The sequence below is a fragment of the Fluviicola taffensis DSM 16823 genome (genome assembly GCF_000194605.1).
Lineage (GTDB): Bacteria > Bacteroidota > Bacteroidia > Flavobacteriales_D > Crocinitomicaceae > Fluviicola > Fluviicola taffensis.
Window position 1 is genome coordinate 3875048 of the sequence record NC_015321.1, and the last position, 24301, is coordinate 3899348.

The 24301-nt window shown below is 35.8% G+C and carries 25 protein-coding genes and 1 other RNA gene; 8 read left to right on the forward strand and 18 right to left on the reverse strand.

Annotation, left to right across the window (positions count from 1 at the left end):
• Positions 1-6 precede the first annotated feature (6 nt).
• From FLUTA_RS16845 to recR, 8 genes are all read right to left on the reverse strand, one after another.
• Positions 7-867, reverse strand: a complete 861-nt coding sequence (locus FLUTA_RS16845) for a hypothetical protein (protein WP_043023903.1) — start codon at positions 865-867, stop codon at positions 7-9.
• 37 nt (positions 868-904) lie between these two features.
• Complete coding sequence (locus FLUTA_RS16850) at positions 905-1543, reverse strand: hypothetical protein (RefSeq protein WP_013688109.1); 639 nt, start codon at positions 1541-1543, stop codon at positions 905-907.
• Positions 1544-1663: 120 nt separating this feature from the next.
• A complete protein-coding gene (locus FLUTA_RS16855; RefSeq protein ID WP_013688110.1) occupies positions 1664-2200 on the reverse strand; it encodes a hypothetical protein in 537 nt (178 codons plus the stop codon).
• A 130-nt stretch (positions 2201-2330) separates the two neighbouring features.
• Positions 2331-3137 carry a DUF3761 domain-containing protein gene (locus tag FLUTA_RS16860; protein ID WP_013688111.1) on the reverse strand — a complete coding sequence of 269 codons (807 nt, stop codon included), beginning with the start codon at positions 3135-3137 and terminating at the stop codon, positions 2331-2333.
• A 160-nt stretch (positions 3138-3297) separates the two neighbouring features.
• Positions 3298-3701: a transfer-messenger RNA gene (ssrA, locus tag FLUTA_RS21225) on the reverse strand.
• Positions 3702-3933: 232 nt separating this feature from the next.
• Positions 3934-4608, reverse strand: coding sequence for an RNA recognition motif domain-containing protein (locus FLUTA_RS21230; RefSeq protein WP_013688112.1), 675 nt, complete (start codon positions 4606-4608; stop codon positions 3934-3936).
• Positions 4609-4769: 161 nt separating this feature from the next.
• Positions 4770-5156 (reverse strand): large conductance mechanosensitive channel protein MscL, encoded by a 387-nt coding sequence (gene mscL / locus FLUTA_RS16870; protein ID WP_013688113.1) that lies wholly within the window; start codon positions 5154-5156, stop codon positions 4770-4772.
• A gap of 73 nt (positions 5157-5229) precedes the next feature.
• Positions 5230-5835, reverse strand: a complete 606-nt coding sequence (recR, locus tag FLUTA_RS16875) for a recombination mediator RecR (protein WP_013688114.1) — start codon at positions 5833-5835, stop codon at positions 5230-5232.
• Between the two features lie 123 nt (positions 5836-5958).
• Between recR and FLUTA_RS16880 the strand changes: the two genes are divergently transcribed.
• A complete protein-coding gene (locus FLUTA_RS16880) occupies positions 5959-6624 on the forward strand; it encodes a DUF6962 family protein (RefSeq protein WP_148235461.1) in 666 nt (221 codons plus the stop codon).
• Positions 6617-7069: an SsrA-binding protein SmpB gene (gene smpB, locus FLUTA_RS16885; RefSeq protein WP_013688116.1), complete on the forward strand. Its 453-nt coding sequence runs from the start codon at positions 6617-6619 to the stop codon at positions 7067-7069. The genes FLUTA_RS16880 and smpB overlap by 8 nt, the downstream gene beginning before the upstream one ends.
• A 1-nt stretch (position 7070) precedes the next feature.
• Here smpB and FLUTA_RS20990 read toward each other — a convergent pair whose 3' ends face one another.
• Both FLUTA_RS20990 and FLUTA_RS16895 read right to left on the reverse strand, forming a co-directional pair.
• Positions 7071-7928, reverse strand: coding sequence for a J domain-containing protein (locus FLUTA_RS20990; RefSeq protein WP_013688117.1), 858 nt, complete (start codon positions 7926-7928; stop codon positions 7071-7073).
• Positions 7921-8928, reverse strand: coding sequence for an AMP-binding protein (locus FLUTA_RS16895; RefSeq protein ID WP_013688118.1), 1008 nt, complete (start codon positions 8926-8928; stop codon positions 7921-7923). The genes FLUTA_RS20990 and FLUTA_RS16895 overlap by 8 nt, the downstream gene beginning before the upstream one ends.
• Positions 8929-9038: 110 nt before the next feature.
• On the opposite strand from FLUTA_RS16895, the gene FLUTA_RS16900 reads away from it, so the two are divergent.
• The gene (locus tag FLUTA_RS16900) at positions 9039-9491 is read left to right on the forward strand and encodes a thioredoxin family protein (RefSeq protein WP_013688119.1); all 453 of its coding nucleotides are present in this window, start codon (positions 9039-9041) and stop codon (positions 9489-9491) included.
• Positions 9492-9525: 34 nt separating this feature from the next.
• Here the strand turns inward: FLUTA_RS16900 and FLUTA_RS16905 are convergent, their stop codons facing one another.
• The 5 genes from FLUTA_RS16905 to FLUTA_RS16925 all read right to left on the reverse strand — a co-directional run bounded on the left by FLUTA_RS16905 (position 9526) and on the right by FLUTA_RS16925 (position 16024).
• On the reverse strand, positions 9526-10518 hold the full coding sequence (locus FLUTA_RS16905; protein ID WP_013688120.1) for a WD40/YVTN/BNR-like repeat-containing protein: 993 nt from the start codon (positions 10516-10518) through the stop codon (positions 9526-9528).
• A complete protein-coding gene (locus FLUTA_RS16910; RefSeq protein ID WP_013688121.1) occupies positions 10475-11413 on the reverse strand; it encodes a lysophospholipid acyltransferase family protein in 939 nt (312 codons plus the stop codon). Before FLUTA_RS16910 ends, FLUTA_RS16905 begins: the two co-directional genes overlap by 44 nt.
• Positions 11410-12684, reverse strand: a complete 1275-nt coding sequence (locus FLUTA_RS16915; protein WP_013688122.1) for a replication-associated recombination protein A — start codon at positions 12682-12684, stop codon at positions 11410-11412. Before FLUTA_RS16915 ends, FLUTA_RS16910 begins: the two co-directional genes overlap by 4 nt.
• Before the next feature lie 143 nt (positions 12685-12827).
• Positions 12828-13403 carry a YqgE/AlgH family protein gene (locus FLUTA_RS16920; RefSeq protein WP_013688123.1) on the reverse strand — a complete coding sequence of 192 codons (576 nt, stop codon included), beginning with the start codon at positions 13401-13403 and terminating at the stop codon, positions 12828-12830.
• 71 nt (positions 13404-13474) lie between these two features.
• Positions 13475-16024, reverse strand: coding sequence for a putative LPS assembly protein LptD (locus FLUTA_RS16925; RefSeq protein ID WP_169312099.1), 2550 nt, complete (start codon positions 16022-16024; stop codon positions 13475-13477).
• 268 nt (positions 16025-16292) lie between these two features.
• Between FLUTA_RS16925 and FLUTA_RS16930 the strand changes: the two genes are divergently transcribed.
• Genes FLUTA_RS16930 through FLUTA_RS16950 form a run of 5 tightly spaced genes read left to right on the forward strand, consistent with a single transcriptional unit; the run spans position 16293 to position 21116 of the window.
• On the forward strand, positions 16293-17429 hold the full coding sequence (locus FLUTA_RS16930; protein ID WP_043024410.1) for an N-acetylmuramoyl-L-alanine amidase family protein: 1137 nt from the start codon (positions 16293-16295) through the stop codon (positions 17427-17429).
• A gap of 5 nt (positions 17430-17434) precedes the next feature.
• Positions 17435-18472 carry an MlaD family protein gene (locus FLUTA_RS16935; RefSeq protein ID WP_013688126.1) on the forward strand — a complete coding sequence of 346 codons (1038 nt, stop codon included), beginning with the start codon at positions 17435-17437 and terminating at the stop codon, positions 18470-18472.
• An 18-nt stretch (positions 18473-18490) separates the two neighbouring features.
• Positions 18491-19819, forward strand: a complete 1329-nt coding sequence (locus FLUTA_RS16940; RefSeq protein WP_013688127.1) for a 4Fe-4S dicluster domain-containing protein — start codon at positions 18491-18493, stop codon at positions 19817-19819.
• 46 nt (positions 19820-19865) lie between these two features.
• On the forward strand, positions 19866-20657 hold the full coding sequence (locus tag FLUTA_RS16945) for a (Fe-S)-binding protein (RefSeq protein ID WP_013688128.1): 792 nt from the start codon (positions 19866-19868) through the stop codon (positions 20655-20657).
• A gap of 3 nt (positions 20658-20660) precedes the next feature.
• Positions 20661-21116, forward strand: coding sequence for a hypothetical protein (locus tag FLUTA_RS16950; RefSeq protein ID WP_013688129.1), 456 nt, complete (start codon positions 20661-20663; stop codon positions 21114-21116).
• A gap of 47 nt (positions 21117-21163) precedes the next feature.
• Here the strand turns inward: FLUTA_RS16950 and FLUTA_RS16955 are convergent, their stop codons facing one another.
• The 3 genes from FLUTA_RS16955 to FLUTA_RS16960 are packed head-to-tail and all read right to left on the reverse strand — an operon-like array spanning position 21164 to position 24288.
• Positions 21164-21967, reverse strand: a complete 804-nt coding sequence (locus tag FLUTA_RS16955) for a DUF4421 family protein (RefSeq protein WP_013688130.1) — start codon at positions 21965-21967, stop codon at positions 21164-21166.
• Complete coding sequence (locus FLUTA_RS21635) at positions 21879-22193, reverse strand: hypothetical protein (protein WP_169312040.1); 315 nt, start codon at positions 22191-22193, stop codon at positions 21879-21881. The genes FLUTA_RS16955 and FLUTA_RS21635 overlap by 89 nt, the downstream gene beginning before the upstream one ends.
• On the reverse strand, positions 22186-24288 hold the full coding sequence (locus FLUTA_RS16960) for a S9 family peptidase (protein WP_013688131.1): 2103 nt from the start codon (positions 24286-24288) through the stop codon (positions 22186-22188). Before FLUTA_RS16960 ends, FLUTA_RS21635 begins: the two co-directional genes overlap by 8 nt.
• Positions 24289-24301 lie beyond the last annotated feature (13 nt).

Genomic DNA, 24301 nt, shown 5'->3' on the forward strand with positions numbered 1-24301 from the left:
AAAGTCTTACAGTTTTTTTAATTGATCTTCGATGTTATCAATAAATAACTGAATATCTACTATAAGATCAGTAATGATATCATTGTCAACCATTATCTGATCTTTTTCTTTAGTCCAGCCATTACGATGTACTAAATCATGACGCTTAGTAACTGCCTTAGAAGGAACAGCAATACTACCAAAATCAACTCCTAATGTATCGAGATACATTCCCTTCACCTTAGCTAAATTGTGAAATATGATTTCTAACATTGATTGTCGACATCGGAGTTTAATTTTTTCAAATTCATCATATAATTTATTTAACGAGATTGTTTCATTTTTGAAATCTTTGAATGTAGCAACAAATCTTTTGAGGAAGATATCCGAATTTAATGTGGTATTGATGAATGCATCTGATAAATAGGTTTCCATGGATGAAATTACACCGATATAAATTTGTCGTCTTAATGCTTTATCAGCTCGATTATTGGCCAGTTTGATAGCATTTAGCTCCCTTAAGCTTCTAATTTCTGCACAAAAGGTTTCATAGAATTCGGTATTAGATACTATAGCATCATATTGATCATCAATAAGTGCTTCGTATTGTTGTTCATTAAAAGAACCGTCTGTCCCTAATTTAGTAATGCGATAATCGGATCCGATTCCATCTATATAGCCATAACCTTGATAAGGTGTGATAAAAATTTTACAATAATACTCTTCACCACATTTACAAAACATCATTCCTTCGGATGTCAATTCGTCACCTACAATATTTTCTTGATCAGGAATATCTAATTCAATTTGTTGGCGTTCGAAACATTTAATACAATCAAAGCTTAAAAATAAATTTTCTAATGCCGGGTCGAAATCAAACTCTCTCATAGGGAATAAAATATAATCAGAAACATAAGACAAGAATTTAACGACTCTTACCCGACAATAAATAAATTGACTTTTCTAATAATGCGTAAAATTTATACCCAACTTCCGATGTTTGATACTTAATATCCATAACATCAATTTGTAGGTTCTTTGTCTCAATCTTTTCCAAAAGACCATAACCAACTAATTTTGGAGCGAGAACTCCATATAAATACCCGCCATCGTTCAGCTCATCATTCAAGGTAACACCTTTATTAAAAAAAGGAGAATACACATGAAACATATTCAATAAATCTTCCTGCGGAGGTTCTTGCCCTGACCAATTCATTCCATTTGTACCAAATGGAAGATTCTGATTTAATAAAATATGATATAATTCTCCGAACTTGTAATTGCCAACTTGTTCATCCCAAATAGGATGTTTATTTCTCTTAAAAAATCTAATCAACCACTTTGTTAAAAAAAACAGACCTATAATTGACAAAAAAACAAAGACAGGTAGTTCGTACTTTAGGCATGAGACGATGAAAGTATAAACCTCCTGTGCTGAGTAATTACTATATTTAGTCCATAATGTAGCTACTAACAATATTATACCAGCTGAAATAACTTTACTCCAAACTGGATCTTTCCATACTTTAACAATTACGTTCCAAATTCTTTCTGTTTTGCTCATTATAAGATTCTTTGATAGCGATTATTTATGGGTATATCTACTATTGATAAATAGTCTATTAAACACCATCTCAATATGGACTAAATTTAAGCAAATAGTTTTGTTGCCGTAAATTTAGAATTATTTTACAGTGTCGGGGCTTAAAATATCAGGATGATGTTGAATATGTATTTCTTGTACTTTCTTAACATTGGGATGAATATCAGGTGCTGAAACAGGGGAATTAAACATCATTAGAATATGCCAGACAGCGAAAAAGATAACCCCAGAAAAGAAAGTAAAAATGCAATCATTAAAAGCACGGTCAATTTTCTTCGAGATTCCATTTAATATTTCAGAATATTTATCATTGACAAATTTCAAGTCTTCACTATTTTCTAAAAGATTATATTCTTTTACCAGATCATATTGAGCGTTACTAGTTGAAAGTTGTGTGAATGTGTGAATGTTAAATCTGAATCCAGAATAGATACAAAGACTCCATAAAATAACTGCACCCATTAACCAGAAATCACTTCCTTCTGGTTTTTTTCCAAAGGATTTATTAACTGCAAATCCAATTGCTGCAACGGCTAAAGCAATAATATAATAGATAAATTTACTTGTACCATCATTCAAACGTCTTTGTACATCTAATTGTAAGTCATTGTCTTTCATATCATAAAAATATTCAATTTTCTTCTTTACAGCCTTAAATTATCCCGAACAAACCAAATCATTATAAAAACAGAAGAGCTATAACTGTGCAACTTTATTAAGGTCTACCAACTCTTAGAATAGACTCATATTAATCAACCCACGAAAATTCTTTAGCTTCTTTTTTACATCGTTCTAGGCTTTTGTTATAAATAGTGTCTTCCACCCAATACGATACACCACCATGGTGGGAACATGCGCCTGAACCAGTTGCAAAGCTACCTGTTCCATCGCTACAAACTGCACCTACTCTATAGGTTGTTATCGATTCGTGATAATATTTTTTTGCTAAAACATCAGGATTGGTAAACTTATCATTTACCCAATTCATAAATAACTGACCTGAAAAAATCCAACTGAAAATCGTAACAAGAATAGTTATTGATAAGAATTGAGTAAATGAGCTGCTCTCCCAAATCCTCCACTTTGATATTGAAAAAAAAATCTTTTTATCTTTTTGAAATCTTCGAGAGATGTAAGAGAATGCCTTAGTAAATAAGTATATTTCTATTGCTAAGAACCCAAATAGAAACAAGCTTAGAAGTAGAAAAACTGAATATTCGCAATCCAGCATTACTCCACAGAGCTTGACCAAGGCTACAATTAGAATTAAGAATACTAAAATCAATAAAATACACCTAAGAATTTTCTTTTTAGAGAAAAAATGCCTTTTAACTAATTGCTCACCGTCTTTATCATTTACTCCAATGTTCTTTTTTCGTTGAGTTTTGTTTATAAGGATAATTAGAAACGTCGGAAGTAAGATCAATAGAGCATAGCGAATCCAGTCAATCACGATTATCTTTTTTATCAAATCAGAAAATAGCATCGACATTAAAATGATACAAGCGACTACATAGAACCAAGTGTCGTTAGATTCAAAACGATTTTTTTTCATAATGTTTACTTAACCTAGAGACTAAGAGCCTTAAAATAGAAGAAATATTTTAAGGTCTTCTAATTTTTGGTGAAAAACTCTGGTCATTACTGGGGTTTCTGACAGTAAAACTGACAGTTTAAAATAAAAAAGCCTGTAAATCAAATACTTACAGGCTTTTGAGTGGAGTCGGAGGGGTTCGAACCCTCGTCCAAACAATGGTTCCGAATGTCTTCTACATGCTTATTTTTTGATTAGTTTTCGAGTTGAATTCGGACAAAAACACCCAAGATCCAACCTTAGCTTCTGAGATCTCACACCTTGCGCGAAGCTCGCTCAGTGCCAGATTTTCTAAAATGATTCCCCTTGGCCTGCTGATCGAAAATCAGAATCGTGCAGAGGAGAAACTTGTCCGTGTACTAAACTTCCACTGGATTAAGCCTTATTTACCTAGTAAATTAAGCAGCAAGTGCGTATGACGTATTGTCAATTATGGTTCGCAGCAAGATATTAAAGAGCTTCACTACAACGCTCTGCATGCTTCCCACCGAAATCTCGATCGCTGTCAAATCCAATGTCGACCCCAGTTGTAACAAAAGTAAGAAAAAATATGGATTTACAATTGGCTCTTGTGTTTTGTTAACCAAAAGGAGGGGGAGTCTGAGGAATAAATTGTTAAAAAGAGACTATCAAACCCTTGGAGTTTTTACTGAAAGTTGCAAGTTCGCGATATTGCGAACAACTCAATGTTTAAAAGGAATTCGAGTGGTTTCAAAGAAAAAAATCCTGACTTGTAAGTCAGGATTTTCATTAATTTTTATTCGTTATCATCTTCTTCGTCATCCCATTCGTCCTCATCGTCGTAGTCTTCCTCAGAATCATCATCGCTATTTACTAGGTATTTACGATAATCTTCTTCTTCGTCTTCTTCTCCGTTTCTTCCGAATAAATCCAATTCTTCATCCGATAAATCATCGTCGTTCAAAAATTGGTTGTCTTTACCACTTTTACGGTAAGCTTCCATTTTTGGTTTCTTAGGGGCATCTTTTCCTCCTCCGCGCGGAACATCTTTTTCCTTTTTACGCTCAACCTTGGAAGGAGAAATGTCATCAGGACTAGTGAAAACTGGTTTACTTGGTCGTCCTTCATCTGGTTTTGAATCCGATCCAGGACCACGATCTTCTCTTGGTCGAAAAGCAGGTCTATCACCAGAGCGATTGTTATCACCTGATGGTTTTCCTCCCGAAGCACGGTCGTCAGCTTTCTTTACAGCGATATTTCTACCGTTTACAGAAGAGTCGTCTAATGCCTCGATTGCTTTATCAGCCTCAGATTCATCTGCCATTTCAACAAAAGCAAACCCTCGAGGCTTGCCAGTTTCACGGTCTTTTGCAATGGTAACGCGGTTCACTTTACCATAATCTTCAAAAAGGGATTTCAACTGTTCCTCTGTTGTGTTGAAATCTAGTTTTGCAACAAAAATACTTGTCATTGGTATTTAAATATTCACTTTTTATGCCCTGAAATGGACAATTGTTTCGAACGAAGATATATAAATTTTCAAATCCACAAAAGTTTGAATGATAATTCTATCAAATCAATTAGTGAATGGGTGTAAAAACGGTTTTATCTACATCGTTTTTAAACTCCTAGTTACTTATTTTTCAGTAAGTCCCGAATTTCCATCAAAAGCTTTTCTTCATTGGAAGGTTCAGCTGGAGCAGCAGGTGTTTCTTCTTCTTTTTTCTTGCGTAAAGACATTGCTCGGTTCATCAATTTAACAATCATGAAGATACAAAATGCTACCACAAAAAAGTTAATAACAGCTGCTAGGAATTTTCCGTATAAAACGCCATTCCAACTAACTTCTGCCAAATTTGCAACACCAGCTTTCTCAATAACTGGTTGTAAAATTAATGGTGTAATAATATCAGCAACTAAAGATGTTACAATTGCACCGAATGCTGCACCAATAATAACTGCAACGGCTAGGTCCACAACATTTCCACGAGAGATAAAGTCTTTAAATTCTTTTAACATAGTTCTTAGTTTGAAGTATATTCAAATATACTATTTATCTATTTCTGAGCAAGAAAATAATGGACTAATTGTATTATGATTGAAACGGAATGCGTTGCTGAATTGATCGCGACAAGGTAATTTCATCCGCGTATTGAATTTCTGAACCTACTGCAATTCCGCGAGAAAGGGTCGTGATTTGAACGTTTGTTGCATGAATTTTTTTGTACAAGAAGAAGTTTGTGGTATCGCCTTCCATGGTTGGACTAAGTGCTAAGATGATTTCATCCACAGAACCTTGCGAACATTTATCTACCAATGGTTGAATAAATAAATCATTCGGACCAATTCCATCCATCGGTGAAATAATGCCTCCTAAGACATGATAAATCCCCAAGTAAGTTCCAGTGCTTTCAATCGCCATTACATCACGAATATCCTCTACAACACAAATTAAGCGATGATTTCGCTTCTCATTAGCACAGATAGAGCAAATAGCGGTATCGGAAATGTTTCCGCAAGAAGAACAACTTTGTACATGAGTCTTTAATTGTTGTAAAACATCCCCAAAGCGCTCCAATTCTTCCGGATTCCTTTTTAATAAATTCAAAACCAAGCGCAATGCAGTACGTTTTCCAATTCCTGGTAATGAGCTGAATTGTTCAACTGCTTCTTCTACATATTTTGAAGGAATATTCATCGCCTCAAATGTACGTATTTTGACTTGCTTTGAAGACTGGAAAAATCCAATCTAATTGAAAGTTTTAGACATCAAACATGAAATGAATTTGTGTTTTCCTGCATGAAACAGTACTTTTGCACCGTGGAAAAAATACAATTTGAATTTTTAGGATTACATCTGCAAGAACCAATGGCATTGCTTTTTAATTGGATAATTGCTGGTTTTTGCTTTTTTGCCTTCTCTAAATTGGGGAAATTTAAAAATGAAGCTAATTTTTACTGGAGAGCTTTTTACCTATTCTTCGGAATATCTACCGTTTTTGGTGGATTGGGGCATCTATTTTTCAACTATACAGGCTTTTTCGGAAAGTATCCGTGTTGGATTTTGGGATGTGTTGCTAATTCCTTTTCAGCAACGGGAATGCTTAAAATTAAAGGAGTATCCAATCCGAAAAAATATGCATTTCCAATTATTTGGATCAAGAGTATCGGACTTTGCGTAGCTGCAATACTGACTCAAAAGTTCATATTTGTTGCAATTGATGCGATTTTGACCTACATTATTTATACTGGGGTTTATGCCTTTATCCTAATGAAACGCAGTGAGCAGGCAAAATTCTTGAAAAACATGATTATCGGGGTGATTATTTTAACACCTTCCGCTTTTATTTTCATTTTCAAGCTAGATGTACATAAGTGGTTAAACAAAGATGATTTGAGTCATATCCTTATGTTCTGTACGATTTACTATTTTTACAGAGGATTAAAAGAATGGGGGCAAAAAGAGGCTCAATTAAATCATGTCTAAGAACGAAGTAAATATTAAGAACAAACGTGCGCGGTTTGAATATCAGTTAGATGAAGTTTTCACCGCTGGAATGGTTTTGTCAGGTACGGAAATAAAAAGTATTCGTAACGGGAAAGCGAGTATCCTTGAAGCATATTGTATTGTTGAAAGCGGACAGGTTTTTATCCGGAATATGCACGTTTCACCTTATGAAAACGGATCATTTTACAACCACATGGCTCGTTCAGATAGAAAACTCTTGCTGAATAAAAAAGAAATCAAGAAACTTGAAAAATGGCTAAAAACAAAAGGGAATACGATTGTTCCTTTGAAATTGTTTTTATCTGAAAAAGGTTGGCTGAAATTGGAAATGGCTACTGGAGTGGGTAAAAAATTACACGATAAACGTCATGATTTGAAGGCGAAAGACGATAGACGTGAAATGGATCGCGCTATGAAGAAATAATTCATAGAAAGCCAAAGCTGATTAAATGGATCAATCTTCCTTGGGTCAATAAAATATAGGTTATCACGAATCCAATTCCCCAAAAGGAAAACTGATACAGAAAAGAAAAGCTAACCCTTTTTTTGCGGATCAAATAGGGGTGAAGTGGGATTAGAAAGAAGATGATCAACCCAAATCGAATACTTCCAAGGTGAAAATCGAAATGTGTTCTATATCGTTTCACATCATCTGTAGTAATCATTTTTAGCGGAGTGTGCAGAAACCAAGTCGTTTCGATAATGACTTCAGGATAACAATTCATCCAAGCGTAAGGTGTGTTTTGAACAAAGTAATTCCCTCTGTTTTCCAATTCAATTCGGGTGATATTACTCTTCAAAATTCCGCTATTCAAGGATTTTGAACTTCCTTTTAAAACGTCTGTCTCATAGTGAACAGGAAGAAAGAATTCCAAAGTCATTGCCAATGAAAGGGCTACTGAAATACGCATGATGTATTTGTAAATACTCCAACGCATCCCTGAAGTCAGTGATTTGAAGTAGACATCATTATCCTTTGCCTGCTGCATCTTTTGCTGTTCGTAACGCATTTTGGCGACGCGCATGCGCTCCAAACGATCTTCGTCTGATTCATTAGTTGATGCCTTTCGAGAACTTCTGGAAGTAATAATTTCTTCTTTGTAATCGGGATTAAGTATAATCTCAACTGCTTTGGTAAGTTTGATGAATGCTTCGTGAGCCAATGGATCTGGATTCACATCAGGATGAAGACGCAAAGCCATTTTTTTATACTGCTTGCGTATTTCTGCTTCACTTGCTGATGAGGGCAATCCCAATAATCGAAAGCATTCAGCTTTAGTCATTCAAAAGTAGATTTAGCATTTCTTTCCGACGAATTTTTCCGTTTTCGGTTTTTAGTATCGCTCGTTCAATTTGACGTTTTGGAGCTGCATATTTACCAAACTTTTCCTGAATGATAGTCTGAATTTTCAAAAAGTCTGCCTCCTGAAGCATTTTTTCGCTGATTAAGATACATTCTTCGCCAAAAGATTCATGTGGCAAACCAGCAATGATGAAGGGTGTCGAAATCAGTGGCTCTAGTTCTTGTTCCAGTTTCTCGGGGTGAATTTTTATTCCTCCGCTATTAATCACAAAATCCGCTCTTCCAAGCCAATTAAAATGTGTTGAATCAATGAGTTCAATTTCATCATTCGTTTGCATTTGATGAATTCCAAGTTCCGTATCTGTGATGACTAAACAATCGTTCGAAGTTTCAACCTCCACACCATTTAGAGCTTCATAAACAGGACTTCCAAGTTTACGTAAAGCAATATGGGAAACAGTTTCAGTCATACCGAAACCAATATAGATAGCTGGTTTGAAATTGAGAAGTGTGGTTTCAAGTTCAACTGAAAGCCCCATTCCCCCTAATAAAATCTGATCAAACTGATTCAATCTAGCTGGATTTTCTTCTAGAATACATTTTACTTGATAGGGAACAAGGGAAATAAACGAATAATGTTTGTTTTGCTCCAATTCAACTAGAGGATTTGCACGCACTTCAATCACATCAAGTGCATAATCTCCAACGAGTGCTCTGATTATAAGCATTTTTCCACCAATAGTATCGGGAGACATGCACATAAAAACATGTGATTTCTCGTCTAAATGAAAGAAGGTATTACTTCGTTTTGCGGAAGATTCCAGTTGTTTTCTAGTGAGGGAAATGGATTTTGGAATTCCAGTTGATCCACTTGTTTTAACGTCGTAAAATGGTGATTGATTGTTCCATAATTGCACAATTGAATGAATCTTATTTTGTATTTCCGCAGAACAATTGATATAATTTATTTCGAAGGCCATCCGTTTGGAACAAAAATTGAGCGATTCATGCTAATTCAAAATTAGGAATCGCAATTAGGAATTATAATTGCTAAATTTAACCAAAGATTATGACTCATAATAAATCACAGATGAAATTTACTTTATTGTTTTTAATTGGGCTTGCATTTATTGGACTTTCATTCAAATCAATTGAAAATTCAGTATCAACAAGCTCTGTTACTAGTTTTGGTTCATCAGGAATCAAGTTTGATAAAATGACACTTTCAAAGGCAATCAAGAAAGCCAAATCTACTGGAAAATTGATTTTTATTGATGTATACACCACTTGGTGTGGACCGTGCAAAGAAATGGCTGCAACAACGTTTCAAGACTCTGAAGTTGGAAATTTATTCAACAATAAGTTTATCAATTTAAAGATTGACGCTGAAAATGATGCGGATGGCCCAACTATTTCTAGAGTATATACTATTTCAGGTTATCCAACTTTGCTATTTATCAATGGTGAAGGGAAATTGGTAAAGAAATTAGTAGGTAAGCAGAGCAAGGAGAAATTATTGGCTGCTGTGGCGGCAATGAAATAAAATGTAGGCACGCGATGCTTCGCGTGCCTACATTTTATTTCATCTGCATTTTTATTTTTAAACAATATCCTTTATTCGTTGTTGCGTATAAGGTATTCTCCTCCAAAAGCAATGCGCAAAAATTCCCTTTCATCAAAAATTTCCAGTTTTTCCCGCCATCAATAGAATAATCAATTCCGTTTGTGCCACAGGCAAAGAGTATTTTTGTATTTCCAGTAACGCAAGAACGATAACCGTTTGGTTGTTTTTCAGAAAGAAGCCAGGTTTTTCCACCATCAGAAGTGTAACATGCCGTAGAATCAGATGTGTCTGGTTTTGTATAGTTTCCACCTACAATTGAACCATTTTGTTCGTCAATCATGAAAATGGAGAACGGCCCAGCACCTTCGGCTTTGGGTAGCGGTAATTGAGAGGTTATGTTTTCACGATATTCAAAAGTACTTCTGCGATAGAAAGTGGCATTATTCGGCCCACCTGAGACATGATAATACCAGTGTTCAATTAACTGTGCAGTTGTGCCACTGGCTGCATAATAGGCTTCTCCCTGAATGGTTTTGAAAGGACCGTATTGGTAAAAATATCCTTTTTGAGTATGAATGGTTTTGATGTATAATTCTTTGTCAACTGGATCGCTGAGCAGAATCAATTCACGATTTTTAAGAACGATATCGTCAATAAAACAAGCTTCCCGGTAAAGTTCGGAGACTTTTTTTCCATTCACTTTGTAAATAATCCCAGAATCGCCACTTACACAAGTATAGATTTTCTTCTCATCAACGATTACATCTCTGAACTCTCCAGAATTGACTGGTTTTATGAGTGTTTTTGTTTTCTTAGTTTTTTCATTATACAGGATTACTCCGGTCTTGGAAGTTCCAAATACCAATTCGTTTTTGGAGTAGCGAGCAAGTGCACGGGAGTATGATTTTTCACTTGTAAAATGCAGTGTGTCAATAGATTTTATTTCCTGACTAAAACTAGTGCTATAAATTAGTATTGCTCCTAAAATGACGATTAAATTTCTCACGTTGTTCTTCTTTTAATTTTGGGATATTATCAGGAACACTTCTTTTCCAGCGTTTGTGCGACCACAACCAAGGACCAGGCTCAGTCATAATTCGTTGTTCCAATAAACGAGCATGAGTTTCCGTAATTTCACCCCAAGCTAAGCTTCTCGGTTCAGCTGTGAGTAGTTGTAATTCCACTTCGTAGTAGCCACGTTTAATCTTCTTTGGTAGGTAAAAAACCACGGCCTGATTATAGGTGTTTGCTAGCTGTTCAGCTCCAAAAAGTACTCCTGTTTGTTGATGCAAGAACGTCATCCAGTAGCATTTTAGAGAATCTGCTGGACTTTGATCGCTAAGCGTTAATGTTGCAGTGGGAATTCCTTTTTCTAAATAGGAGTTGAAGGCGTCTTTGACATTTTTTGCATGAATAACATGCATTCCAAAGCGTGATCGAAGTGTATTGATTTTCTTGTCCCAATAACCGCTTGTTAACGGCATTCCAATTCCAACGGCTTTGTGCGGAAAGAATAAATCTTGACCAGTAATCATCCATTCCCAATTCATATAGTGAGCCGAAACTAGCAATACACTTTTATTTTGATTGTATAATTCCTGCATCATTTCAGGATTATTGATTACGAAACGTTTACGCAATTCTTTTTCTGAAATTCCTAAATTTTTCACTCCTTCCAGAAGCATATCTGCGAAATGTCTGTAAAAGGAGCGTTTGATGCGTTTTTGTTCCTGAATGGATAGATTTGGAAAAGAACGAGAAATATTTCCTTCAATTACTTTTTTGCGGTAGGGAAATACGGTTATTAAAAGGAGAAAAAAGAAGTCTGAAAAGCGATAAGTAAACCACAATGGAAGCTTTGAAAGCGGGTAAACGAATAAATAATAAGCTACTCGACTCATTTTTTAAATTTATTAGGCCAAAGCGTTTGTAGTTGCTTATTAATTTCTTGTTCACGAGCACTGCTTCCTGCATGGAAAAATGTTCTGTTTTTCAAGGAATCTGGAAGGTATTGTTGAAAGACAAAGTTTCCAGGAAAATCATGTGCGTATTGGTATTCTGCTCCATAACCCAAGTCTTTCATCAATTTGGTGGGTGCATTTCTCAAATGAAGTGGAACAGGAGCGTTTGGATCTTGTTTCACCGTTGAAATGGCTTCATCAATAGCAATATAAGCAGCGTTTCCTTTGGGAGATGTTGCCAGATAAATAGCACATTGAGACAATATAATTCGGGCTTCTGGCCATCCAATCACTTGAATTGCTTGAAATGTATTGTTCGCCATGATTAATGCTGTTGGATTTGCTAAGCCAACGTCTTCGGCGGCTGAAATGAGTAATCTTCGTGCGATAAATTTCGGATCTTCTCCACCTTCAATCATTCGTGCAAGCCAATATACTGCACCGTCTGGATCACTTCCGCGAATGGATTTGATGAATGCTGAGATGATATCATAATGCTGTTCTCCGTCTTTGTCATAACGAACACGTTGCTGCGCCAGTTGATTCACCAATTCATCAGTAATAATTGCTGTTTCGCTGGGTGAAAAGGTGTTTACAACAAGTTCTAGTAAGTTGAGCATTTTACGGGCGTCACCGCCAGCAACTGCAATCAGTGATTTGTATTCGCGTAACTCAATTTTCCGTTTGGAAAGAAGGATATCTTGTTTGATTGCGCGGTTGATGAGCTCTAAAAGATCTTCTAGGGTGTGGCTTTCCAAGGTGTAAACCTGACAACGGGAAAGGAGTGCTGAAATAACTTCAAATGAAGGGTTCTCTGTTGTTGCACCGATTAACGTAATTGTTCCTTTTTCCACAGCTCCAAGTAAGGAATCTTGCTGTGATTTAGAAAAACGGTGAATTTCATCGATGAATAGAACAGCTCCGCTTGTTTGAAACATTCCTTGACTTTCAGCCTTTTGAATGATTTCGCGAATATCTTTTACTCCCGAAGAAATAGCCGAAAGTGTATAAAATGGTCTGTTTAATTGCTTTGCAAGAAGATTGGCTAAAGTGGTTTTACCAACTCCTGGAGGTCCCCAAAAGATAATAGACGGCAATATTTTCGATTCTATAGCCTTTTTCAATGCTCCATTTTCCTCCAATAAATGACGTTGTCCAATATATTCAGACAATTCATTTGGTCGCATACGTTCTGCAAGAGGAGTACTCATCTTATTCTATATTGTTCAAAGGGTTTAAATGTTCAAAGAGTTCAATTCAGAGTAGCCATTGGTTCCAAGGTTTGAACTTTTTCAACCTTTGGAACTTATTGAACCTGTTTTTGAACCTTGCTCCAAAAATAAGATAATTCTCCCTAGTTGTCTGCTGGATTTAATGGATAATCAGCCATTATTTTATACTTCCCGCCTAATTGTAGAATTAAATCTCTCCACAATTCATCTTCAAAGGCATTGAAAACATTCAAATCATCGGGTGCTTTCATTACAACCCAACTTAATTCATCGATTTCCTCCTGAAGTTGTCCTTTGCCCCAACCAGTATATCCAATAAAGAAACGCAAGTTGGAAGCAGTCATCTCGTCTTTTTTTATCCGATCTTTTATTTCTAAATAATCGCCTCCGAGATATAGGTTTTTTCCAATTTTCGTGCAGCCTTCAATTTGCTCATTTTGATGCATGTAGAAGAGTTGACTCCGTTCAACGGGGCCTCCAAATCCTACAGGAATTTTCACCTCTGGGAAATCAGTAACGATAGAATTTACGTCTATTTCAAGCGTGTTATTGAGGATTAATCCAAAGCTGCCTTCTTCATTGTGTTCGCACAATAAAATAACAACTCTCGAAAAATTACTATCCATGAGGAAAGGCTCTGAAAGTAGTAAATCCCCTTTTTTTGGACTGGGTTGTTTATTTATTTGCAGTGGAATCAAAGTAGTTTGTTTTGATTGAAAAATACAAACTATTTTTAGTTGACGTCACAATTTTTAGGAAATTTAAATAATTAGTTGAGTACGATAGGTGGTTTACGGATATTGATGTTTGCATTTTGCAACATGGAAGCATTTCCTCTAATTCCGACTGTGAAACTTTTGTTTGTTCCGATGGGTGTCCAATTGAAAACGACATTCCAACAATGGATATTTCGGTATAAATTAATGTTGAAGTTACTTATTGATCGCGTTTGAATATCGTACATCAGTCGGGCTGCAACTTTCCAATTTGGAGTCAGATTCACATCTCCACTTACATTGATTGTGTTGGTAGGGAGGTAGTGTTTCCCTCGGTAGGTTAGAACGTCTGTATTCAAATTCAACCCAAAAATATGATCAATGGTTAGTTTCCATGGAATATCAAAATGAACCATTTGATTGGGATTCAGCATCCATTGTTGGTACTGAGGGTTCCAAATATTAGCCATTTCATTAGAGATGTTTTGGAGCTTGTCTCTGTTCTTTTTAGTTGTTAGTATCAAAGATGTTGCAAACGAAGCAGAAGTTATCCGACCAATACCTTGATTTTCTTTGATTGCAAATTGTCTTTTAGTGACACCAGTTGTATCATTCCAAGAATACCAGCTGTGATTTGCTGTAATGGTAAGATTGATGAATTCGTTGGGATTAATGACCATTCTCATGTTTAAGTTACCCCAATTCATCGAATCTTTAAAAATATCATAATCTGTATTCAAGAAGAAATTATCAATTAAGCGTAGCTTTTTGAAGCCCGTTACTGTGTCTTTTGCACTCTTTTGTTTTAACTCGAAGGTGTTATTTACTCCGAAAATAATTCTTCCTGACGATTTTGTGAGGTATTCAGAATACAAACTTCCTTCGTATCTGCTGTATTTAATTTCTCTTCCTGAGGTGTCCTGATAACTAGTAATTCCTTGTTGAATAGCTGGTGCGTAATTGAAGGATACGGTCGGTGTCATAACGTGACGGAGTATCGTTTTACGCTTACCAATGAATCGGTAGTATGAATACAAATTTGAAGTTACAGAAACACTTGAATTAAAAGAATGGCTAAATCCTCCTTTTCCAATAGTATCAATGATTGCAAAATTTGTAACAGTATCCACTGTTTTTTGAATGGACTGGAAATTGTAAATCTGTTTGTAAGTTACTGAAGGAGTGATACGAAGAGTGTTTTTTAATGCGCTGAATGTTGCTTGAACATTGAAGTTTTGAGTGAACCCATTCCTGAAATTTTGTCCAATACTATCAAAATTTCCATTTTTCAAATAACGATCTTTGAATGAGGATCTATTTTGAAACTCATTTGCATAACTAAAACCGACGACTTTATTGACTCGCTTAAATGGAAAAATCCGATTGGTTGTTTGAAAGTTGAAAATTGGAGAGGTTAAATCAATGATACGTGTTTGTGAATTTTGTCTCAAACTCAGTTTTAAATCAGCAGAAATGGGCAAGGAGCCGAATCGTTTTCCTAAACGAATATCCGAATTTAAGGTGTTGTTGAAGTATTGCGGATTATTTTGGGTGTTTAATGTTTGTTTGTTGGTGGAGTTAGAGTTGTAATTCACATTTGCAGTAAACGACCAGTTTGGATTCAATTTCGCGTCTTGGTTGTGTGTCCAACGAACAGTTGTGGTACTGAAAACAGTTGAATCGGGATATCCAAATCTAAATCGGGTATATCCTAAGTCGAAGTTCCCATTGTATTTATAACGAGTAGCGTATTCTGAATAATTTCTAAATCCAAAACTTCCGCGTGTAAATCCAGTAGCGTAGACAATTGTTTGCAAACGTTCAGAAATAGGGAAGTAGTACCCTAAATCTTGAAGCCCCATTCCATAAGCAGAAATTAAGGAATATTGCGGCATGATAAAACCATTTGTGCGCTCTTTTTTCTTTTTTAGTGGAATGATTGCAAAAGGAAGTCCAAGTGGAGTAGGAACGCCCATTACCCAAAGATTCATTGGTCCAGAAACAATCCGCTCATCTGGAACCATGACAGCTTTTGACAGTCCAAAATGATAATGTGGCTCTTCTAAATTACAGGTTGTAAATTTTCCTTTCACAAAATGAACTTCATCATTCGCGTGTCTTTTGGCTTTTTCCATCGTCAAGTAATATTCATCTTGCTTGATGGCTGCTTCTTGAATATATCCCTTTTTGGTATCGAAATTATAGCGAATAGAGGCTGCTTTTAACGTATCTCCATTATCTATAAACAAGGGTTTTCCAACTCTTCGTCCCAAAGAATCAACAGTGAATGTTGCCAGCACTTCATTTTTCTCTAAATCGATTAATAAATAGTCAGCCGACATGTCAACTCCTTCATAATTCAACTTAGCATCACCATATAAATGAACTTGTTGCTTTCTCAAATCAGAATAAATGGAATCTCTAGCGGAATAAGTAATAATGGATTCAAAGTCAGTGTCATTCAAGTAGATTTTACGCAGTTTAGTAGAGTCTTCTGGTATTGGCTGGCTCAATGCGTAAACTGGGGAAATACAAATGAGCAAGAAGAAACAAATTCTAATTGCAGCAGAAAAAAACAGGAAAGTGTCCTTTTTTGTTTTCAATACTTGTATTAACGTTTGCAACGCTTGTGCTAAAGCTACAGCGAAGGCACAAAGCTACGAAATTACACACGTTTACTTGATTATAAATAACAGTTTGTGCAACTTCTTTGCTAAAAAAGAAAGCGAGTTAACAAAAGTCGTGCTAAAAACTGCATTTTTCGGATTTAAATTGATTTTTCAACATTTAACTATAGATAAGTTTCCTAATTGGTCTAAAGATTGCTACAGAAAGGGTTGTAATTTTAGATTGGAAATGATATATCTTGAAATGAACCGGTTAGAAAATAGTTTGAAATGGTTAAGGTGGCTAGTGATTCTAGTACCCTTCGCGATGCTTTTTGGATTTCAAGGAGCAAAAAAAACGACCGTTATTAAGCCTCAGGGAACAATTAGAACAGTTGTGATTGATGCTGGTCATGGTGGAAAAGATCCTGGTTGTCATGGTTCTTCAGCTCACGAAAAGAATGTGTGTCTATCAATGGCATTAGAACTAGGTCGGAAAATAAAAGAAGGATATCCTGAAATAAAAGTGGTTTTCACCAGAGATAAAGATGTTTTTGTGGAATTAGATGATCGCGCTAAAATTGCCAACAAAGCAAATGCAGATTTATTTATTTGTATTCACGCGAATTCTGCTTCACCCAGCGCTTCTGGAACCGAAACGTATGTACTAGGACTTCACAAAACAGATGCGCAAGCTAAAATTGCTGATCGAGAGAATAGTACGATTTATTTAGAAGCTGATAAAGGAGAAAAATATAAGGATTTCGATATGTCACCAGATGCGATTATTGCACGTCAGCTCCAACTTTCTCTTTTTTTAGATCAGTCTATTGTATTTGCGGACAAGTTACAAGGAGAATTTAAGGCAATTGGTCGCTATGATCGGGGAGTGAAACAAGCTGGATTTCTGGTTTTGTACAAAACAACAATGCCAAGTGTATTGATTGAAACGGGATTTTTGACCAATAAGGAAGAGGAGAAATTTTTAGCCGATTCTACTGGTCAGAAAAAAATGGCGGGAGCAATGTTTACAGCATTTGAAAAATACAAAGCAGAATTAGAAGGAGTAGACTATAAAACAAGAGGACCACAACCGAATAATAATATTCCTTTGGTTGAAAAAAATGAAGGTAAAGATCAAATTGTGTTTCGGGTACAAATTGAAACGTCTGAGAGCAAAATAAATTCGAATTCTGCGCGATTTAAAAAACATAATGTATTTGAATATCAGCAAGATAAACTATATAAATATACTGTAGGAGAGTTTGTGAATGACTTTGCTGCAGCGAATAGTTATAAAAATGAAATCCGACAAAAGGATTTTCCTCACGCATTTGTTGTAGCTTTTCAAAATGGAGAGCGTATTAGTTTGGAAAAAGCTATTAAATTAGCAGAAAAATAAATATTTTGAAGATCAAAAAAGAAGTGAAAGCGGGACTTATTGCAATTCTAGCAATTGGATTACTCGTAACAGGTATTAATTTTTTGAAAGGCTATTCTTTTTTTGGAGGAGATGCGAAGTATACTGCTTATTTCCCAAATGCTGGAGGATTAGGAGCTTCAACTTCTGTTTATCTAAACGGAGTAGTAATTGGTAAAATCATCTCTGTAGATTACAATCCAAGTGGAGATTCATTATCAAAAGTGAAAATGGTTTTTACAGTACAGGAAGATGGATTGAAAATTCCAAAATCATCTGTGGTAGAAACTGGTTCGGTCGATCTTTTAAATAAAGGATTGTTCCTTTTTATGGGTGATGATTTATCCAAAGGGTATTACAAAGAAGGTGAAGCTATTCAAGGTAGGGTTCAATTGGATATGTTCGGACAGTTGAAATCGTATGCAAATCCTGTTATGCAAAAAGTTTCTGCATTGGTTGTGAATGTTGATAAAACAATTACTTCTTTGAAAGGATTTTGGGATACAACAGCAACTTCGGAATTGAAAACTTCTTTGGAAGAATTGAAATATGCGTTTAAAAAGTTTGGAAACATTGCTGATGATGTTGAAGGACTCGTAGCGACTGAAAAAGTGAAGTTGAGCCGGATTATGAGCAATGTAGAGTCAATTACTGGAAACTTGAAGGCTTCCAATGAGAAAATTTCGAAGATTGTTGGAAATTTTGAAAAGGTTTCGGATGATTTAGTAACAGCAGATTTCAAAAAAGTAATCAATAATGCGAATACGACCATTGAAAAGCTGAATGCAACCTTTGCTGAAATTGAATCTGGAAAAGGAACTTTAGGTAAGTTGTTGAAAGATGAGAAATTGTACAATGAATTGGTTGTAACCAATAAGAGTTTACAAAACTTGGTGAATGATATTGAATTACATCCTGAAAGATACATTCACTTCTCTGTTTTTGGTGCTAAAACAAAAGGTGTTCCGATTACTGGAAACGAAGAGAAAAAATTGCGTAACTTGTTAGATTCAATCCCTGATTAATAATTAAGAAGAGAACTTATGGTAGCTGCAATTATATTTAGTGTAATGCTAATTGCTGGATTCGGGTGGTTTGGAATAAACATCTTGAAAATCCGTTCAAATATTTTATTAGGAAGAGACATTGACAGAAAAGACAAACCTGGACAGCGTTGGAAAACAATGGCATTGGTTGCGTTGGGTCAAAAGAAAATGTTTGCTCGACCAATTCCTGCCTTATTACACCTTGGAATTTATGTAGCCTTTGTAATTACTCAAGTTGAATTAATTGAGATCATCACAGATGGTATTCGAGGATCACACCGCATTTTCATGTCGTCTCTTGGTGGATTATACACCTTAGCAATTTCAATTATTGAAGTGCTTTCCGTTGCGGCCTTAATTGCTACGATTGCTTTTTTAACTCGAAGAAATATATTGAAGCTTCCACGTTTCAAAAAGCCAGAAATGAAAGGGTTTCCAACATTTGATGCAAATCTTATTTTGGTGATGGAACTTATTTTGGTGACTTGTATTTTCACCATGAATGGAGCAGATGAGGCCTTGTATTTGAAAGGAGCTTCGCACGCATCTCATGAAGCTGGATCTTTCGGATTTGCAATTTCATCTTGGGTTGGACCACACCTTTTTGGTGGATTTAGTGTAGAGACTTTACATATTTTAGAACGAATTGGCTGGTGGGGACACTGGGTAATGGTTCTTGCTTTCTTGAATTATTTGCCTTACTCCAAGCATTTCCATATCCTTTTAGCTTTCCCAAATACCTATTATTCCAATTTGGAGAAAAAAGGAAAGTTCACCAATATGGAAGCTGTTACCAATGAGGTGAAATTGATGCTTGATCCAACAGCAGATCCATATGCCGCACCAGTTGCAGACGCAACTCCTCAGCGTTTTGGAGCAAAAGATGTGAATGACTTGACTTGGAAGAATTTGATGGATGCATACACCTGCACTGAATGTGGGCGTTGTACATCTTCTTGTCCTGCAAATATTACGGGTAAAAAACTTTCTCCACGTAAAATCATGATGGATACACGTGATCGACTGGTAGAATATGCGGATGGAAAACGCAAAAACGGAAAAGATTACGAAGATGGAAAATCCTTGCTGGGAGATTACATCACTGAAGAAGAAGTTTGGGCATGTACATCTTGTAATGCATGTGTGCAGGAATGTCCAGTAAACATTGATCCTTTAGCAATTATTGTTGATTTGAGAAGGTATTTAGTAATGGAAGAATCCAAAATGCCAACTGAATTAACTGGAATGCTAACAAATATCGAAAACAACGGAGCTCCTTGGCAATTTTCTCCAGCAGATAGAGGAAATTGGATTCACGAGGATTAATACTCCAAATAGAAAAGCTATTTCAAGATTGAAATTCTAGATAATTATGAGCACGTTACATGTACCAACAATGGCCGAAATGATGGCGCAAGGACAAACTCCAGATATTTTATTTTGGGTAGGTTGTTCGGGTAGTTTTGATGATAGAGCAAAAAAAATCACGAAGGCTTTGGTTCGTATCTTGAACGAATGTCAAGTCAATTTTGCCGTACTAGGTGCAGAAGAATCGTGTACAGGAGATCCCGCAAAGCGTGCTGGAAATGAATTTACGTTCCAAATGCAAGCAATGATGAATATTCAAGTGCTTGATGGATACGAAGTAAAGAAGATTGTAACGGCTTGTCCTCATTGTTTCAACACTTTAAAGAATGAATATCCTGAGTTAGGAGGGAAATATGAAGTTATTCATCACACCCAATTGATTCAAGAATTGATTAATTCTGGAAAACTAAAAATCAAAGAAGGTGGTGTTTTTAAAGGAAAGAAAATCACTTTTCATGATCCGTGTTATTTAGGAAGAGCGAATGATGTGTATGAAGCACCAAGAGCGTTGATTGAAAAGTTAGATGCTGAATTGGTTGAAATGAAGCGCTGTAAAACAACTGGTTTGTGTTGTGGAGCAGGTGGAGCTCAAATGTTTAAAGAAGCTGAAAAAGGAAATAAAGAAGTGAACGTTGAACGTACGGAAGATGCCTTGGAAACAGAAGCAACAATTATTGCTACTGGTTGTCCTTTCTGTAATACAATGATGACTGATGGAGTGAAAAACTTCAATAAAGAACATGAAATCCAAGTATTGGATGTAGCAGAGTTAATTGCTAATGCTGCAGAATTATAAGATATGATACCTTTCGAAGAACTTCCAGATAATGCTCGTTTATGGAGCTATCAGTCAGATCGTAAATTAACGGCGACTGAAAAATCGTGGATTGAAGAAATTCTACCTCCTTTTTTGGCTGAATGGGCTGCTCACGGCGCGAAGCTGAATGCATACGGCGCAGTTTTGGGAGATTATCATGTCGTATTGGCTGTAAATGAGGATCAAGCAAACGCTTCTGGTTGCTCGATTGATAGTTCTGTTCGATTTATCAAACAATTGGAAAAGGAATTGAATGTTTCATTTTTCAACCGTTTAAAAATGTTGGTTGATAATGGACAAGATGTGTTTTTTACTTCCTATTCTGAATTAGATCAATTGCCCCCAGATACTTTAGTCTATAATAATATGGTGATGTCAGTAGGTGAGTGGAAAAACTCTTGGAAAGTACCTGTTTCCAGTTTACTCAATAATCATTAGAAAGTATAGTAATTCGTAATTCGTAATTCGTAATTCGTAATTCGTAATTATTTTTTACGTTCCTTCTCTGCCGCTTTTTTCTCAGCAGCTTCTCGTGCTTCCTTCTTTTTAGTGACATTCAAGCGAACACCTCCCACTATTTTTAAGTTGTAGAAGGTTTGTTTGTAGCTTAAATTATTAAAAGCAATTGATTTATTGTCAAATTCACTCACAAACATAATGAAGTACTTCGGTTTATTAATTCCTCCAATAATCCGCAAATCTACGCGAGGTGCAAGCCCTAAAAATGATCTCGTTGTTGCATCAAACGTATACAGTTTAGACTGAAGAACTAAACCAAGTCCACCCATAATTCCGAATTGAAAAATACGCCATCTTCGAACATAAGCATACCCTGGAACAACTCCAATATCAAATGCTGCAATAATGTTAGCGGAAGTTTTACTTTCCGTTGTATCGTGTAATTCAATAGGTAATAAGGGTTGATTTGAAGAAATTCCGTGATAATTCGTAGTGTATTTTAAATAGAAAGTTTTTACATCTCGTTGATAAGAGGCTGTTTTCCCTCTGAAAGCTGCCATTTTAAAATGATTGTTCCAGAATTGCCAAGCGCTAATGGAAAAACTGCTTGCATTCACATCTTGTCTAATTAAATTTTGATTTGAACTACTAATGGTATCATTCCAACGATTGGCATTTTTCATTGCGTAACCATTGTATAGATGTAAACTCGCATCAAAGAACATATTTTTGAAACCAAAATCAACTCCAAAATCGTAGTATTTTGTTTTTCCGAATTTGTTCTTGGACCGCACAGAATTTGGTAGAGTAACTCCAAAACGTAATGACATCCATTTGTAGGAAAAACCAAACCCAAGTACTATTTCGATACTTAGCGCTTTTCATTCCATTATTGAATGGATAAGAGATCGACATTGGAGCTGTACTCCAACCAAAATCGGCATATAAAACAAGTCTGGTTCGATATTTTGCATAAGGCAACGAATCATTGTCCTGAGCAATCGAAATCGAACTGAAGTAGGCAAGAAAGATTATTATGAAATAAAATCTACTCATTAATCCCCTGAATGTGGCACAAAAATGCAAATTCTTTTGCAACTTCCAATCTTTCGGTTGTTCTTCCCGATCCGCCACCATGGCCTGCAGTCATTGTACAATCAAATAAAATGGGCTGATTTCCCAAGTTGTTTTTACGCAATTTCGCCACCCATTTCAATGGTTCCCAATATTGAACTTGTGAATCGTGATAGCCTGTCGTAATCAACATAGCTGGATAATTTATTTTCCGGATATGATCGTACGGAGAATAACTCAACATGTACCAATAATCAGCTTCAATATTTGGATTTCCCCATTCTTCGTATTCACCTACAGTTAATGGAATACTCTCGTCCAACATGGTCGATACCACATCAACAAACGGAACTTGAGCAATAATTCCTTTGAACAAATGAGGTGCCATATTGGTTACCGCACCCATTAACAATCCTCCGGCGCTTCCGCCTTGTGCATAAATAGCATTTGGATCGCAATATCCAGCCATAGCAAGCCATTCCGCTGCGTTGATGAAATCGGTAAATGTATTTCGTTTGTGATTTAACTTGCCATCTTGGTACCAGTTTTCACCTAAGAATTTTCCACCTCTAATATGGGCAATTGCATAAACGAAACCTCTGTCCAATAAGCTAATTCTAGTTGCAGAAAAGGTAGTAGGAATAGTAACTCCATAACTTCCGTATCCGTAAAGTAGAAGTGGGGCTTTTGATAAATCTGTTCCTTTTTTGTACACGATAGAAACTGGAATTTTCTCGCCATCATTGGCTATGGCCCAAATTCGCTTAGAAATATAATCTTCCGAATGGAATTTAGGATCAATTAATTTTTTTTGAAAAACGAGTTGAGAGTTTTTGGATGCCAAGTCGTATTGATAGATAGAACTTGGACTTGTGAAAGAGGCATAGTAATAGTTTATTTTTTTAGCGAAGTAATTTTCATTGTAACTGAATCCTAGTTCATAAACTTCTTCTGGCATAGAGATGACCGAGAAGTTTGTAGCGTCGATATTTCCGATTGAAATTTCTGTACGTCCCATTTTGCGTGACTGTAGCGCTAAAAATGTACTAAAGACTTCAAGTCCTTCTAGATAGGTTTCTGAATCATGTGCAATGAGTGTTTTGCACGATTCAATGGATGTTGGAATCGATTCTGTGAATACCAATTTGCGATTGGGACTGTTTTTATTTGAAAGAACGAAGAATCCAGTTTCGTGATGATCAATTTCATACAAATGGTCTTGCTCACGCTTCAAAAAACAAAGGGCTTTTTCGGAAGGATTGTCTGATTTAATCAACGAAATCTCTGAAGTTGTAGAACTTTCTGTATGAATGAGTATGAATGATTTGTCTAATGTTTTTGAGATGTAAACCGTAAAACGCTCGTCCTTTTCTTCAAAGACTAATTCGTCTTTTGATTGACTGGTTCCTAGAATGTGCTTGTAAACTTGATACTCCCGAAGGGTTGTTGGATCTTTTTTTACGTAGAAAACAGTTTTGTTATCATTCGCCCAAATAACACTTCCATCTGTTTTCTTGAGTTCGTCTTTAAGTATTTTATCCGATTGATTATCGCGAAATAGAATCGTGTAATTTCTTCTCCCAATTTTATCTTCTGAAAACGCAACTAGTTGATTGTTAGGAGATATTGATAAGTCACCTAAGCTGTAATATTCGGTTCCTTTAGCTCGTTCATTTTCATCAAAATAGATAGATTCTTTGCCTTTTTCAATTAAAATTAATTGTTTGTAATCCTTGTCTTTTATTTGACGCCATTGATAGGTATTTCCTTGAATTTCTATCGGAGCACTTGTTTCTTCTGGATTAATTCTATTTTCAAATTCAGCCAAAAAAGTATTGATTAACGGTTTTTTCTGCTCAAAAAAAGCGTTTGAATAAGTGTTTTCTTCAGCAATGTAATCCAATACTGGCTTAGAATCCCGTTGATTCATCCAAAAATAAGGATCAATGCGTATGTGATTGTGTTTCGTTAATTCTGTTGGAATTTCTTTCGCAACTGGAGTATGTGTTTGGACTTGAGCAATCACTGTATTTTGTGTAAATGAATATAAACTAAGTAATAGGAGTAGATTCTTCATGGTGCAAATTTAA

Bases quoted from the DNA above. Each gene is read 5' to 3' on its own strand.
- FLUTA_RS16845 (WP_043023903.1), bottom strand. From the start codon at position 867: ATGAGAGAGTTTGATTTCGACCCGGCATTAGAAAATTTATTTTTAAGC.
- FLUTA_RS16850 (WP_013688109.1), bottom strand. From the start codon at position 1,543: ATGAGCAAAACAGAAAGAATTTGGAACGTAATTGTTAAAGTATGGAAA.
- FLUTA_RS16855 (WP_013688110.1), bottom strand. From the start codon at position 2,200: ATGAAAGACAATGACTTACAATTAGATGTACAAAGACGTTTGAATGAT.
- FLUTA_RS16860 (WP_013688111.1), bottom strand. From the start codon at position 3,137: ATGAAAAAAAATCGTTTTGAATCTAACGACACTTGGTTCTATGTAGTC.
- FLUTA_RS21230 (WP_013688112.1), bottom strand. From the start codon at position 4,608: ATGACAAGTATTTTTGTTGCAAAACTAGATTTCAACACAACAGAGGAA.
- mscL (WP_013688113.1), bottom strand. From the start codon at position 5,156: ATGTTAAAAGAATTTAAAGACTTTATCTCTCGTGGAAATGTTGTGGAC.
- recR (WP_013688114.1), bottom strand. From the start codon at position 5,835: ATGAATATTCCTTCAAAATATGTAGAAGAAGCAGTTGAACAATTCAGC.
- smpB (WP_013688116.1), top strand. From the start codon at position 6,617: ATGTCTAAGAACGAAGTAAATATTAAGAACAAACGTGCGCGGTTTGAA.
- FLUTA_RS20990 (WP_013688117.1), bottom strand. From the start codon at position 7,928: ATGACTAAAGCTGAATGCTTTCGATTATTGGGATTGCCCTCATCAGCA.
- FLUTA_RS16895 (WP_013688118.1), bottom strand. From the start codon at position 8,928: ATGGCCTTCGAAATAAATTATATCAATTGTTCTGCGGAAATACAAAAT.
- FLUTA_RS16900 (WP_013688119.1), top strand. From the start codon at position 9,039: ATGAAATTTACTTTATTGTTTTTAATTGGGCTTGCATTTATTGGACTT.
- FLUTA_RS16910 (WP_013688121.1), bottom strand. From the start codon at position 11,413: ATGAGTCGAGTAGCTTATTATTTATTCGTTTACCCGCTTTCAAAGCTT.
- FLUTA_RS16915 (WP_013688122.1), bottom strand. From the start codon at position 12,684: ATGAGTACTCCTCTTGCAGAACGTATGCGACCAAATGAATTGTCTGAA.
- FLUTA_RS16930 (WP_043024410.1), top strand. From the start codon at position 16,293: ATGAACCGGTTAGAAAATAGTTTGAAATGGTTAAGGTGGCTAGTGATT.
- FLUTA_RS16940 (WP_013688127.1), top strand. From the start codon at position 18,491: ATGGTAGCTGCAATTATATTTAGTGTAATGCTAATTGCTGGATTCGGG.
- FLUTA_RS16945 (WP_013688128.1), top strand. From the start codon at position 19,866: ATGAGCACGTTACATGTACCAACAATGGCCGAAATGATGGCGCAAGGA.
- FLUTA_RS16950 (WP_013688129.1), top strand. From the start codon at position 20,661: ATGATACCTTTCGAAGAACTTCCAGATAATGCTCGTTTATGGAGCTAT.
- FLUTA_RS16955 (WP_013688130.1), bottom strand. From the start codon at position 21,967: ATGTCATTACGTTTTGGAGTTACTCTACCAAATTCTGTGCGGTCCAAG.
- FLUTA_RS21635 (WP_169312040.1), bottom strand. From the start codon at position 22,193: ATGAGTAGATTTTATTTCATAATAATCTTTCTTGCCTACTTCAGTTCG.
- FLUTA_RS16960 (WP_013688131.1), bottom strand. From the start codon at position 24,288: ATGAAGAATCTACTCCTATTACTTAGTTTATATTCATTTACACAAAAT.